Here is a 13808-nt window from a genome sequence, read left to right as displayed (position 1 = left end):
CTCGCTACTCGACCGTCGAGGACTGGGCGGCGTCGAGCTGGGCGCGCGTGAGCACGGCACGCACCTCCAGGCCTACGTCGGCCAGCGGGTTCTCCCCCTCGGGCGACCGGTCGATCGCGCAGACGACGACCTCCACGATCGCGCCGCCCTCACGCAGCGCGCGGGTCGCGTCGCGTACGGCGCCTCCGGTGGTGATGACGTCCTCGATGATCGTCACCCGCCGACCGGAGAAGTCGGGCCCCTCGGCCAGCTTGGCGGTGCCGTACTCCTTCGCCTTCTTCCGCACGAACAGCGCCGGCAGCCTGGTCTTCGCCGAGACCATGGTCGCGATCGGGATGCCGCCGAGCTCGAGCCCGCCCAGCAGCTCGGTGCCCTCGGGCAGGAGATCGACCATCCGGGTCGCTACCCGGTCGAGCAGCGCGGGCTGGGCCTCGAAGAGGTACTTGTCGAAGTAGGTGTCGGCGACCTGGCCGGAGCGGAGGGTGAACTCCCCCGTCAGGCGGCAGGCCGAGTCGATGTCGGCAGCAAGGGTCTCGTCGGGCACGGGCAGAGCCTAGCGACGGGCTCGCCGGCGACGCCGCCTACGCTCGGGAGTCCCATGGACACCGAGTTCAGCTTCCGCCGCATCGCGCTGCCGGCGTACGGCCCGACCATCGTGGCGACCGCCGGCCACGGCGCGATCCTGCCGGTGATCGCACTGCACGCCCGCGACCTCGGCGCCACGGTGGGCCAGGCGGCGCTCGTCGTCGCGCTCGTCAGCATCGGCCAGCTCGTGATGAGCCTCCCGGCCGGGGCGCTGGTCGGCCGGATCGGCGAGCGCCGCGCGCTCACCCTGGCCGGGGTCGTCGAGGCCGTGATCTTCGTGCTGGCGTGGCAGACCCGCGACCTGGTCGCCTTCGCGGTCCTCGTGCTGCTCACCGGGATGGCGTGGACCGTCTTCCTGCTGGCGCGGCAAGGATTCCTCATCGACGCGACACCGGCGGCCTACCGGGCCCGGGCGATGTCGACGCTCGGCGGCAGCCACCGGATCGGCCTGCTCGTCGGACCGCTGCTCGGAGCCGCGCTGATCGCCGCCTGGGGCATCGCGGCGGTCTTCGCGCTCGGCGCCGTGACCAGCCTGGTCGCGGTCGCCATGGTGCAGTCGATGCCCGACCTCAGCGCCCACGCCCGCTCCGAGCGGGTGTCGGTCGCGAGCGTCCTGCGCGAGCACCGCCGCACGCTGCTCACCTTCGGCAGCGCGGTGCTGGTGATCTCCGCGTCGCGGGCCCTGCGGCTCGCGCTGCTGCCGCTCTGGTGCGACCACATCGGCATGTCCGCGGCGAGCATCTCGCTGCTCTTCGGCATCGCGGCCGCGGTCGACGTCTCGCTCTTCTACCCCGCCGGCTGGGTGATGGACCACTACGGCCGCGCGCTCGTCGCCTTCCCGGTCGTCGCCTCCGTCGCTCTGGGCTCGCTGCTGCTCCCCCTCACGACCGGCTTCGCCTCCGTGCTGGCCGTCGCGGTGCTCATCGCGGTGGGCAACGGGCTGGGGTCCGGGATCGTGATGACCACCGGCGCCGACTGCGCGCCGACGGTGGGGCGCGCGCAGTTCCTCGGCGGCTGGCGGCTGATGGGCGACGTGGGAGGTACGGCGGCGCCCGTCGCCCTGGGCGTGCTGGCTGCGGCACTCCCACTCGGCACGGCGTGCGTCGTGCTGGGCCTCGTCTTCGCCGGCGGCACCGCCTGGGTCACGAAGTGGACCCGCGAGCTCGACCGGGCGCGGCTCGCCGGGGAGGGCGCCGTCGGGCGGTGAGCCGCGGCGTACCCTCGCCGCCATGGGACCGCTCGCCGCACGCCTGCGCCACATCCCGCCTACCGTCTTCAGTGAGATGACCGCGCTCGCGGTGCGCACCGGGGCGGTCAACCTGGGGCAGGGCTTCCCGGACGCCGACGGCCCGCCGGCGCTCCTCGAGGCCGCGCAGCAGGCCGTGCGCGACGGCGCCAACCAGTACGCGCCCGGCCGCGGCATCCCCGCCCTTCGGCAGGCGATCGCACGCCACCAGCAGCGGCACTACGCGATCGGGCTCGACCCCGACACCGAGGTCATCGTCACCACGGGCTGCACCGAGGCGATCGCGGCCGCGCTGCTCGGCCTCGTCGACCCGGGCGACGAGGTGGTCGTGCTCGAGCCGTTCTACGACTCCTACGTCGCGATGATCGAGATGTGCGGAGGCGTACGGCGCCCCGTCACGCTGCGGGCGCCCGACTTCCGCCTCGACGTCGAAGCGCTGCGGGCCGCGGTCACCGACCGTACCCGGCTGATCCTGCTCAACACTCCGCACAACCCGACCGGCACCGTCCTCACCCGCGACGAGCTCGCAGCCGTCGCCGAGGTCGCGATCGAGCACGACGTGGTGGTCGTGACCGACGAGGTCTACGAGCACCTGGTCTTCGACGACCACGAGCACGTCCCGATCGCCACCCTGCCCGGGATGTGGGAGCGCACCCTGACCCTGTCCAGCGCCGGCAAGTCCTACAGCGTCACCGGCTGGAAGGTCGGCTGGGCGACCGGACCGGCTCCGCTCGTGGAGGCTGCGCTCGCCGCCAAGCAGTGGCTGACCTTCACGTCCGGCTCGCCACTGCAGCCCGCCGTCGCGCACGCGCTCGACCACGAGTCGGAGTGGCCGCGGGCGCTCGCGGGGTCGCTGCAGGAGCGGCGCGACCTGCTCTGCGCCGGGCTGGCGGAGGCCGGGCTCGAGCCGCGCGTGCCGGAGGGCACCTACTTCGCGACGACCGACATCGGCCACCTCGGCTGGCTCGACGGCCGCCGCTTCTGCCTCGCCTTGCCGGAGCGGGCGGGCGTCGTGGCGATCCCGATGCAGGGGTTCTACGACGACCTCGCCGAGGGGCGCCAGCTCGTCCGCTGGGCCTTCTGCAAGGAGCCGGCCGTCATCGAGGAGGGTCTGCGGCGGCTGGCCTCGGCCGACCTGTCGGCCTAGCGCGGGGCCGAGTCGAACCAGGCCCGCACCTCGGGCCTCCGCAGCAGCGCGATCACGGCGACGGCCGCCAGCGCCGGTGCGAGCGCGATGAGCGACCCGACCGCGCCCATCACCGAGAAGGCCGCGGTCGCCACGGAGAGGACCATCAGCCCCCGCGCTCCCCAGCGCTTGCGGGCGCCCATGGCGACCGCGCACAGGATCGCCCCGGCGCTGGCCAGGACGAAGACGACCGTCATCACGATGCTGGTGTTGCGCACCATGTCGCGGTCGACGCCCTGCTCCCGCAGCTGCGGGCTCTGGCGGTACATCTCGTCGAGCACCTGCTCCGCGCTGAGGGCGAGCGTCACCCCGCCGAGCAGCGAGAGCAGCAGCACGATCGTCGCCGAGACGACGGTGATCACCAGGGCGGACCGCACCGCATCGGGGCGTCGCTCCGTCCCGGAGGCCACGGGCGCCTGGGTGAGGACGGAGCCGCCCTGCGGGCTGGGGTACGACGGCAGGGTCGGCGGCTGGTCGGGCGACTGGCCGCCCTGCGGACCGGGTCCCGGGACGTCACGCGCGGGCGCCGTCGGCAGCGGCCGCCCGGCGTACCACTCCCGCGCCGGGGAGAGCCAGAGCATCGCGCACGCGGCCGCGACCACGGAGGAGAGGAAGCCGCCAGCGACCAGGCCGGTGAGGAAGAGGGGCACCGCCAGGATCGCGAGCGCGGTGCGGGCGGAGCGCTGCCCCTGGAGGGCATACCAGCCGAGGACGGTCGCGGCCGCGGCGCACATCGCCGTCGTCAGCGCCGCCACGTGCATCATCTCGATCACGGCCTCGACGCCGATGCCCAGGCCGCTGCCGGGGGGCTCGGAGAGGAACCGCTCGATCGCCTCGCGGGTCTCGAGCGAGCGCATGCGCGACACGCTGTCCCAGGCGCTGAGCACGACGAAGGCCGAGCCCGCGATGATCACCCCTGCGGCGAGGGTGACCTGGCGGGGGCGCTGCTGCGTCGGCTTGTTCACCCCCTCATTCCACCAAACGGGTGGTGGAGCCGCGTCGGCAGGACCGGCGGACGACTCAGTCGACCGGAGTGACGAGCTCCCCGGTCTCGAGCCAGCATGCGACGTTGGCCAGCACGAGGTCGGCCATCGCCTGTCGCGTCTGGGTGGTGCCGCTGGCCAGGTGCGGCAGGAGCACCACGTCGTCGCGGCCGAGCAGGGCGGGTGGCACGTGCGGCTCGTCGGCGTAGACGTCGAGTCCCGCGCCCGCGATGGCCCCGGCCTCCAGGGCCGCCACGAGCGCGTCCTCGTCGACCACCGAGCCCCGGGCGACGTTGACCAGGAAGCTGTCGGGGCCCAGCGCCTCCAGCACCTGGGCGCTGATCAGGCCGGCCGTCTCCGGGCCTCCGGCCGTCACGACGACGAGCACGTCGCTCGCCTTCGCCAGGGTCAGCAGGTCGGGGTGGAACGGCCACTCGACGCCCTTGTCGGTGCGGGAGTAGTAGCCGATCTGCATGTCCAGCGCTGCCAGCCTGCGTGCGATCGCGGTCCCGATCCGGCCGAGTCCGACGATGCCGGCTCGCGCGCCCGACACCTGCCGGGTGAGGCGGAAGCGCTCACCAGCGGCCCAGGCGCCGCGTCGTACGAACCGGTCCGACTCGGAGAGCCCACGCATCACGTCGATGACCAGTCCGACGGCGACCTCGGCCACCGCGTCGTCGAGGACGTGTGGCGTGTTGGCGACCGAGATGCCGCGACGCGCGGCCTCGGCGACGTCGGTCGTGTCGTAGCCGACCCCGAAGGACGCGATCGCCTTCAGACGCGGCAGCCGGTCCATGGTCTCGGCCGTCACGCCGGTGCCATAGCTGGTGACGGCGATCTCCGCGTCGCTGGTGCCGGAGCCGGCCAGCAGCGGAGCCCCGTGGTCGCGGACCAGCGCCTCCTCGAGGTAGGGCATCAGCGGACCGACGCGGACGACTCGCGACACGTGTTCTCCTTCGGTCTTGATCGCGCTTCTCGATCCCCCGGAGCCGCCGGGCCGGAACCCGTTGTCGTGCATGGCGCCATGCACGAGAGGGTGGCCCCGTGGGCCTGCTGACCGGATTCTTCACGATCATCGCGGTCATCGCGGCAGGGGCCGCCCTGGCGCACGCGGGCATCCTCGACATCCGCTCCCAGCGAACCCTCGGGGAGATCGCGTTCTTCGTCGCCTCCCCCGCCCTCATGGTCGTCACCATCGGCCAGTTGCACGTCGGCGGCGCCGCGGCCAACCTGGCCACGTCGGCCGCCTGCCTCGCCGTGAGCTTCGTCGTGTACGCCGCGATCGCGAGGCTGCGCTGGCGCGTCGACTCGGGCTCGCTGGTCATCGGCGCCCTGGCGTCGTCGTATGCGAACGCGGGCAACCTGGGCCTCGCCATCGCGGCTTACGTCGTCGGCGACATCACCGTGGTGCTGCCGACCCTGCTGGTGCAGATGCTGTGCGTGCAGCCGCTCGCCCTCATCGCCCTGGACCGGATCACCGGCCGTGGCCGGGGGACCCTCGCCTCGCTGTGGCGGCTCGTCACCAACCCGCTGACCCTCGCCGCCGTGGTCGGGCTGGTGCTGGCGGTCACCGGCTGGGAGCTGCCACGGCTCATCGCGTCGCCGCTCGAGCTGCTCGCCGGCGCCGCGATCCCCCTGATGCTGCTGGCCTACGGTGCCGCCCTTCGACTCAGCCCGCCGGTCGGCCGCGCCGGCCACAACCGCGAGGTGCTGACCGCATCGGTGCTCAAGATGGTCGTGATGCCGACCCTCGCCTGGCTGCTGGGCACCGCGCTCGGCCTGGAGGGCGCCGTGCTGCTCGGCGTGGTGCTCACCGCCGCCCTGCCGACCGCGCAGAACATCTTCCTGCACGCCACGCGCTACCGCACCGGTGAGGACGTCGCCCGGGAGACCATCTTCGTCACGACTCTCTGCAGCTTGCCGATCGCGCTGCTGGTCGCCCTGCTGCTGGGCTGAGCAGCGGTCTAGGGGGTTGAGCGTCCCGGTTCCTCTGCAACGGGCGCAAGGGTGCACCACACTGGCGCCCGGAGGTCAGCGTGAGACGACGCAATCGGCCTTGGCTACGTGGCGCGCTGGCGCTGGCGGTCTCGACCTCGTTGCTCACGTCATGCGCCATGGGCGAGGCGGGCGTCGTGGACGCAGCTGACCGCTTCACTCCTCCGTCCGAATGGACGCAGCGGCGCGAGCTCGTCGTCGAGAAGTCGCTCTTCTGCGGCGGTCCTGCGCCATGCCCCCCCGTCGAACGCGAGTAGGACCTGCCTGCCGGGACCTGTGGGACTGGCGGAGGTCGAGGCAGCCTTCGCCGAGATCGGCGCCCCTACCTACGACGAGGCCTCGCCCCGGTGCCTGGACATGAGCCTGTGCAGCTTCAGCGCCTCGGACGAGGACTTCCGGTGGGAGCTCACCGTCGCGTTCGGCGACCCCGACGTTCCGAACGGTGCCAGTCTGCACGTGCTGCCGAGGTAGCGCCGGATTCACCGGCCGGCCGGTGACCCTCCCGGCCGGCCAATGCGTGCGCCTCACGCCTTCAGCACGAGCCCGTCGGCACCCACGTCGACCATGACCGAGCCGCCGTCGGTCACCTCGCCGGCGATCAGCATCCGCGCGAGCGGGTCGCCGATGGCGGTCTGGATCAGGCGGCGCAGGGGGCGCGCGCCGTACGCCGGGTCGTAGCCCTGCTCGGCGAGCCACTCGCGCGCGGCGTCGGTCACCGAGATGGCGATGCGCCGGACGGCGAGCCGCTTCTCGAGCAGGCCCAGCTGCAGGTCGACGATGTGGGTCAGCTCGTCGCGGGTCAGCGACTCGAAGACCACGACCTCGTCGAGCCGGTTGAGGAACTCCGGCTTGAAGTGGGCGCGCACGACACCCATCACCGACTCCTTCTTCACCTCCCGGTCCAGGGTCGGGTCGACGAGGTAGGACGAGCCCAGGTTGCTGGTGAGGATCAGGACGGTGTTGCGGAAGTCGACGGTGCGGCCCTGGCCGTCGGTGAGGCGGCCGTCGTCGAGCACCTGCAGCAGGATGTCGAAGACCTCGTGGTGGGCCTTCTCCACCTCGTCGAGCAGCACGACGCTGTAGGGGCGGCGGCGCACCGCCTCGGTCAGCTGGCCACCCTCCTCGTAGCCGACGTAGCCGGGCGGGGCGCCGACGAGTCGCGCCACGCTGTGCTTCTCGGAGTATTCGCTCATGTCGATGCGGACGATCGCCCGCTCGTCGTCGAAGAGGAAGTCGGCGAGCGACTTGGCGAGCTCGGTCTTTCCGGTGCCGGTGGGGCCGAGGAACAGGAACGAGCCGGTGGGCCGGTTGGGGTCGGAGATGCCGGCGCGGGAGCGGCGTACGGCGTCACTCACGGCCTCCACGGCCTGCTTCTGCCCGATCAGCCGGTGCCCGATGACGGACTCCATCTCCAGCAGCTTGGCGGTCTCGCCCTGGAGCAGGCGGCCGGTGGGGATGCCCGTCCAGGCCTCAACGACGTCGGCGACCTGCTCGGCACCGACCTCCTCGCCGACCAGCGGCTCGGTGTCGTCGGCCCCAGAGGACGCAGCCTTCTCGACGCTCTTGATCTGCTTCTCCAGCTCGGGGATCTTGCCGTACTGGATCTCCGACGCGCCGGCGAGGTCACCGTCGCGGAGCAGCTTGTCGGCCTCGATGCGCAGCGCGTCGAGCTGGCGGCGCAGCTCGCCCTCGCCCTCGAGGGAGGTCTTCTCCCGCTCCCAGCGTGCCTCGAGCCCGCGCAGCTCCTCCTCCTTGTCGGCGAGGTCGCGGCGCAGCGCGTCGAGCCGCTCCCTGGAGGCCTCGTCGCTCTCCTTCGCGAGCGCGAACTCCTCCATCTTGAGCCGGTCGACCTGGCGGCGGAGCTGGTCGATCTCCTCCGGGGAGGACTCATGCTCCATCCGCAGCCGGGAGGCGGCCTCGTCGATCAGGTCGATCGCCTTGTCGGGCAGCTGGCGGCCGGTGATGTAGCGGTCGCTCAGGGTGGCGGCAGCCACGAGCGCGGCGTCGGTGATGCGCACGCCATGGTGCGCCTCGTACTTCTCCTGGATGCCGCGCAGGATCTGGATGGTGTCCTCGACGCTCGGCTCGCCGACGAAGACCTGCTGGAAGCGGCGCTCCAGCGCGGGGTCCTTCTCGATGCGCTCGCGGTATTCGTCGAGCGTCGTCGCGCCGATCATGTGCAGCTCGCCGCGCGCCAGCATCGGCTTGAGCATGTTGCCGGCGTCCATCGCGGAGTCGCCGCCGGCGCCCGCGCCGACGACGGTGTGCAGCTCGTCGATGAAGGTGATCACCTGGCCGCCGGCGTCCTTGATCTCCTCGAGGACGGCCTTGAGCCGCTCCTCGAACTCACCGCGATACTTCGCGCCCGCGACCATCGCAGCCAGGTCGAGGCTGAGCAGCCGGCGGCCCTTGAGGCTGTCGGGCACGTCGCCGTCGACCACGCGCTGCGCGAGTCCCTCGACGACGGCGGTCTTGCCCACGCCGGGCTCGCCGATGAGGACCGGGTTGTTCTTCGTACGCCGCGACAGCACCTGGATGACGCGCCGGATCTCGGCGTCCCGGCCGATCACGGGGTCGAGGCGGCCCTCCTCGGCGGCCCTGGTCAGGTCGACGCTGTACTTCTCCAGCGCCTCGTAGGACGACTCGGCGTCCTCGCTGGTCACCCGGCGGTTGCCGCGCACGGCGGTGAGGCCCTCGCGCAGGCCCCCCTCGGTGAGGCCGGCGTCGGTGAGCACCTTCTTCGCCGACGACTCGACGGTCGCACTCGCGATCAGCAGGTGCTCGGTGGCGACGTAGTCGTCCTTCATGCCCGCGGCGAGGTCGAGCGCGGTGGCGAGCACACGGGTCAGGGCCGGGCTCGCGGCCGGCTGCTGCACGGTCGCGCCGCTGGCCTTGGGCAGCGAGTTCATCGCCTGCTCGGCCTGGGCGGTCAGCAGCGCAGGGTCGACCCCCGCCTTGGAGACGAGGTTGCGGGCCGTCCCGTCCTCCTGGCGCAGCAACGCCACCAGCAGGTGGATCGGCTCGGTCTGGGTGTTGCCCGCGGTCGTCGCGGACAGCTGCGCAGCCTCGATGACCTCGCGGCTGCGGGTGGTGAACTTCTCGGCGCCGAACTGGCTCAACGCTGCTCCCTTCAGGCTCGTCTGCGACCACTCTGGCCGCACTCCTCACAACGCGCCAGAAGTTGAGTCGATTCCCCTCAACTTTGCCCAGTTTGACGCATCTGCACACGAAAATGCCCTCGAGTCGGCGCATCTGCTCACACGTGCCGTGTGCAGATGCGCCGACTCGGCACCCTACGAGTGTGCAGATGCGCCGACTCGGCGGAGGAGGTAGGTGTCCATCACCCAGCCCGCCTCGGCCCTCGCCTCGGCGCGGGCGGCCTCGATGGCGGGGAGCACGTCCGCGAGCCGGCCCTCGACGAGCCGCTCGGAGTCCGACCCGAGGTTGGCGCCCCACCACACCTGCCAGTCGCCGGCGAGCCGGGAGCAGGCGAGGCCGCCGTCGAGCATGACGACCAGGTTGTCGTGGTCGCGCGCGTCCGCGAGCAGCCGCCGACCGGTCGTCACCAACAGCGGCTGGCCGACCTCGTGCAGCACGATCCGGTGCCGGGCGGCCAGCAGCTGCGGCGCCGACAGCCCCGGCACCACGTCGTACGGAATCCCGAGCGACTCCACGACGCGGATCGTCGAGTCGTAGAGGGCCGGGTCGCCCCAGACCAGGAAGCCGGCCGTGCCGCCGCGCTCGCGGATGACCGCGCCCCAGGCGTCGGCACGGGCGGCATGCCAGTCGCGGACGGCGCCGGGATAGTCGGCCGGGTCGTCGCGGTCGCGCTCGGGATCCGGTACGACGACCAGCTCGACGCCGGCGCGCGCGCACACCTCGGCACGGAAGGCCAGGAGGGCGTCGTCGTCGGACTTGGCTGCGGCCACCACGTAGTCGCACCCCGCGAGGGCGGCGCGGGCCTCGGCGGTGAGGTGGTCGGGGTGGCAGCCGATGCCGATGACCTGCACGCGTGGTCTCGATATGCCGCCTCGTTCCTCGGCGGCTACTCGACCAGCGAGGTTCTCAGCGGACGGCGTGCTCATCGGTCCTCGATCTCGCCCTCGACGTCGAGGTAGACCTGCTGCATGGCGGCCAGGGTGTCGGGGTCGGGCGACTCCCACAGCCCGCGGTCGGCAGCCTCGTGGAGCCGCTCGACGATGCCGCGCAGGGCCCACGGGTTGGCCTCGCGGAGGAAGGCCTGGGTGTCCTCGTCGAGGACATACTCGGCCGCGAGCTGCTCGTACATCCAGTCGTGGACCACGCTTGCCGTGGCGTCGAAGCCGTAGAGGTAGTCGACGGTGGCGGCGAGCTCGAACGCGCCCTTGTAGCCGTGTCGCTTCATCGCGCTGATCCAGCGCGGGTTGACCACGCGGGAGCGGAAGACCCGGGCGGTCTCCTCGGCGAGGCTGCGGGTGCGGACGGCGTCGGGGATGGTCGAGTCGCCGACATAGGCCCGCGGTGCCCGGCCGGTCAGCGCGCGGACCGTCGCGACCATGCCGCCGTGGTACTGGAAGTAGTCGTCCGAGTCGGCGATGTCGTGCTCGCGGGTGTCGATGTTCTTGGCGGCGACGGCGATGCGCTTGTAGTTGGCGCGCATGTCGTCTGCGGCCGGGGCGCCGTCGAGGCCGCGGCCGTAGGCGAAGCCGCCCCAGGCCGTGTAGACCTCGGCCAGGTCCAAGTCGTCGCGCCAGTTGCCCGCCTCGATGACCTGGAGGATGCCGGCGCCGTAGGAGCCCGGCTTGGAGCCGAAGATCCGGGTCGTCGCCCGGCGCTCGTCGCCGTGCTCGGCGAGGTCCGCGGCCGCATGGGCGCGGACGTAGTTGGACTCGTGGGGCTCGTCGAGAGTCGCCACCATCCGCACGGCGTCGTCGAGCATGCCGACGACGTGGGGGAAGGCGTCGCGGAAGAAGCCGGAGATGCGGACCGTCACGTCGATGCGCGGCCGGCCCAGCTCCTCGAGCGGGATCACCTCGAGGCCCGAGACCCGGCGCGACATCTCGTCCCAGACCGGGCGGACGCCGAGCAGCGCGAGCACCTCGGCAATGTCGTCGCCTGAGGTGCGCATCGCGCTCGTGCCCCATGCCGACAGGCCGACCGACCTCGGGTGCTCCCCCGTCTCGGCGAGATGGCGCTGGACCAGGGAGTCGGCCATCGCGACCCCGGTCTCCCAGGCCAGGCGGCTCGGCACCGCGCGTGGGTCGACGGTGTAGAAGTTGCGGCCGGTCGGCAGCACGTTGACGAGGCCGCGGAGCGGCGAGCCCGAGGGGCCTGCCTCGATGAACCGGCCGTCGAGCGCCCGGACCACCGCGTCCAGCTCCTCGGTGGTGCGGGCCAGCCGAGGCACGACCTGCGTGGCCGCGAACTCCAGCACGCGTCGTACGTCGTCGCTGGGCGCGATCGTCTCCGCGACCGCGGGGTCCCAGTCGGCCTTCTCCATCGCCTCGACGAGCTCGCGGGCCTGGGCCTCGACGGCGTCGAGGTCGACGCGGGTCTCGATACGCTCGCTGGCGCCGGCTACTCGACCATCGAGATCGCCGGCCAACGCTCGGCGGAGGCCGGGGACGGCGCCGGTGGTGCCGCCCCAGACCTGGGTGGCGCGGAGGATGGCGAGCACCAGGTTGACCCGCGCCTCGCCGGTCGGCGCGCCGCCGAGGACGTGGAGGCCGTCGCGGATCTGCGCGTCCTTGACCTCGCACAGCCAGCCGTCGACGTGCAGCAGGAAGTCGTCGAACTCCCTTTCATCTGGGCAGTCCTCCGGGCCTCTGTCTTCGAGACCGAGGTCCCGGTGCAGCTGGGCGGCCTGCATCAGCGTCCAGATCTGCGCGCGGATCGCCGGCAGCTTCGCCGGGTCCATCGCGGCGATGTTGCCGTACTCGTCCAGCAGCTGCTCGAGCCGCGCGATGTCGCCGTAGGACTCCGCCCGGGCCATCGGCGGCACGAGGTGGTCCACGATCGTCGCGTGGGCGCGGCGCTTGGCCTGCGCGCCCTCGCCGGGGTCGTTGACGAGGAATGGGTAGACCAGCGGCAGGTTGCCGATCACCGCGTCGGTGGCGCACTCGGCGGAGAGGGCGGCGTTCTTGCCGGGCAGCCACTCCATCGAGCCGTGCTTGCCGAGGTGCACGACGGCGTCCGCACCCCAGCCATTGGCCTCGACCGGCGCGCTGAGCCAGCGGTAGGCCGCGAGGTAGTGGTGGCTCGGCGCCATGTCGGGGTCGTGGTAGATCGCGACCGGGTTCTCCCCGAAGCCTCGCGGCGGCTGGATCAGCAGCACCACGTTGCCGGCCTGCAGGGTGGCCAGCACGATCTCGTCGTCCTCGTTGACGAAGAGCCGGCCCGGCGCCTCGCCCCAGGTCTCGACGATCTCGTCCATGAGCGGCTTCGGTACGTCGCGCGTCCAGGCCTCGTAGTCCGCCGTGCTGATGCGGACGTGCGACTCGGTCAGCTGGGCGGAGGTGAGCCACTCCTCGTCCTGGCCGCCCGCCGCGATCAGGGCGTGGATGAGCGCGTTGCCGGCCTCGGTCTCGTCGGCCATGTCGAGAATCTCGAGGACGGATCTCGACTCCGCTCGATCAGCGGTCCCGAGGTCGTACCCCTCCTCCCGCAGCCGCCGCAGCAGCCGCACGGCGCTGGCCGGGGTGTCCAGGCCGACGGCGTTGCCGACGCGGGAGTGCTTCGTGGGATACGCCGAGAGCATCAGCGCGACGCGCTTCTGGCTGTTCGGCACGTGGCGGAGCCGGGCGTGGGCGACGGCGATGCCCGCGACCCGGGCGCAGCGCTCGGCGTCGGCGACGTAACGGGGCAACCCCTCGGCGTCGAGCTCCTTGAAGGAGAACGGCGCGGTGATGATCCGCCCGTCGAACTCAGGGATCGCCACCTGCGTCGCACTGTCGAGCGGCGTCACGCCGTCGGCGTTGGCCTCCCACTCGGCGCGGCTGCTGGTCAGGCACAGGCCCTGCAGGACCGGGATGTCGAGGGCCTTGATCCGCTCGACGTCCCAGCTCTCGTCGTCCTCGCCGGCGCTCGCGGCGGCGGGGGTCGAGCCTCCGGCGGCGAGCACCGTGACGACGAGCGCGTCCAGGGTCGCCAGCTCCGCGAAGAGCTCGTCCGGCGCGGACCTCAGGCTGCCGGCGTACACCGGGAGGCCGACGCCTCCGGCCGCGTCGATCGCGTCGGCCAGGGCGTGGACGAAGGCGGTGTTGCCGCTCGCCTCGTGGGCCCGGTAGTAGAGGACGCCGACGCGGGGACGGGCCACCGAAGGTCTCGATACGCCCGCTCGTTCCTCGCGGGCTACTCGACCAACGAAGGCGCCCCGGGGGGCCCAGCCCCAGGCGGGGATCTCGACCGGAGGCTCGAAGCCCTCGCCGGTCAGCAGCACCGTGTCGGAGAGGAAGGCGTGCAGCTGCGCGAGGTTGGCCGGGCCGCCGTGCGCGAGGTAGGCGTGCGCCTGCGCGGCCGTGCCGACGGCGACCGTCGAGTGCGACATCAGCTCGGCGTCGGGCGTCTGCTCACCGCCGAGCACCACGACGGGTGCACCGTGGGCGAGGACGGCGTCGAGGCCCTCCTGCCAGGAGCGGGCGGTGCCCAGGAGGCGTACGACGACGAGGTCGGCGCCCTCGAGGACGGCCGGGATCTCGTCGACCGCGAGCCGGGCCGGGTTGGCCAGAGCGAAGCTCGCCCCGGACGAGCGGGCGCTCAGCAGGTCGGTGTCGGACGTGGACAGCAGCGCGATGCGGGTGGGCGCGGGGTCAGTCCGCACGGGGTCCTCCTCGGG

General features: G+C 72.5%; 10 protein-coding genes. 4 read left to right on the top strand and 6 right to left on the bottom strand.

Translation table 11 applies throughout. From position 1 onward, the window contains the following. Positions 1–4: 4 nt before the first annotated feature. Entirely contained in the window at positions 5–544 is a 540-nt protein-coding gene (gene pyrE, locus DDE18_RS01845; RefSeq protein WP_116570522.1) for an orotate phosphoribosyltransferase, read from the bottom strand. A gap of 54 nt (positions 545–598) precedes the next feature. Here pyrE and DDE18_RS01840 point away from each other — a divergent pair, with 54 nt between their 5' ends. Further along, complete coding sequence (locus DDE18_RS01840; protein WP_116570521.1) at positions 599–1792, top strand: MFS transporter; 1194 nt, start codon at positions 599–601, stop codon at positions 1790–1792. A 22-nt stretch (positions 1793–1814) separates the two neighbouring features. Beyond that, the gene (locus DDE18_RS01835; protein WP_116570520.1) at positions 1815–2978 is read left to right on the top strand and encodes a pyridoxal phosphate-dependent aminotransferase; all 1164 of its coding nucleotides are present in this window, start codon (positions 1815–1817) and stop codon (positions 2976–2978) included. Here the strand turns inward: DDE18_RS01835 and DDE18_RS01830 are convergent. Together DDE18_RS01830 and DDE18_RS01825 are read right to left on the bottom strand one after the other, a co-directional pair. After that, positions 2975–3982: a hypothetical protein gene (locus DDE18_RS01830; RefSeq protein ID WP_116570519.1), complete on the bottom strand. Its 1008-nt coding sequence runs from the start codon at positions 3980–3982 to the stop codon at positions 2975–2977. The two genes, DDE18_RS01835 and DDE18_RS01830, sit on opposite strands and share 4 nt — an antisense overlap. A gap of 55 nt (positions 3983–4037) precedes the next feature. Next, a complete protein-coding gene (locus DDE18_RS01825) occupies positions 4038–4946 on the bottom strand; it encodes a 2-hydroxyacid dehydrogenase (RefSeq protein ID WP_211754364.1) in 909 nt (302 codons plus the stop codon). Positions 4947–5044: 98 nt separating this feature from the next. Here DDE18_RS01825 and DDE18_RS01820 point away from each other — a divergent pair, with 98 nt between their 5' ends. Beyond that, positions 5045–5956 carry an AEC family transporter gene (locus DDE18_RS01820; protein ID WP_116570517.1) on the top strand — a complete coding sequence of 304 codons (912 nt, stop codon included), beginning with the start codon at positions 5045–5047 and terminating at the stop codon, positions 5954–5956. Between the two features lie 315 nt (positions 5957–6271). After that, on the top strand, positions 6272–6466 hold the full coding sequence (locus DDE18_RS01815) for a hypothetical protein (RefSeq protein ID WP_116570516.1): 195 nt from the start codon (positions 6272–6274) through the stop codon (positions 6464–6466). A 53-nt stretch (positions 6467–6519) separates the two neighbouring features. Here DDE18_RS01815 and clpB read toward each other — a convergent pair whose 3' ends face one another. The 3 genes from clpB to cobN form a co-directional block, all read right to left on the bottom strand. Continuing rightward, positions 6520–9114: an ATP-dependent chaperone ClpB gene (clpB, locus tag DDE18_RS01810; protein ID WP_116570515.1), complete on the bottom strand. Its 2595-nt coding sequence runs from the start codon at positions 9112–9114 to the stop codon at positions 6520–6522. Between the two features lie 174 nt (positions 9115–9288). Beyond that, entirely contained in the window at positions 9289–10080 is a 792-nt protein-coding gene (gene cobF / locus DDE18_RS01805) for a precorrin-6A synthase (deacetylating) (RefSeq protein ID WP_116570514.1), read from the bottom strand. Continuing rightward, complete coding sequence (gene cobN / locus DDE18_RS01800) at positions 10077–13793, bottom strand: cobaltochelatase subunit CobN (protein WP_116570513.1); 3717 nt, start codon at positions 13791–13793, stop codon at positions 10077–10079. The genes cobF and cobN overlap by 4 nt, the downstream gene beginning before the upstream one ends. Positions 13794–13808 lie beyond the last annotated feature (15 nt).

The sequence above is a fragment of the Nocardioides gansuensis genome (genome assembly GCF_003076135.1).
GTDB lineage: Bacteria > Actinomycetota > Actinomycetes > Propionibacteriales > Nocardioidaceae > Nocardioides > Nocardioides gansuensis.
The sequence above is the reverse complement of the archived record's forward strand: the minus strand, read 5'-3'. Positions and strand labels throughout refer to the sequence as shown.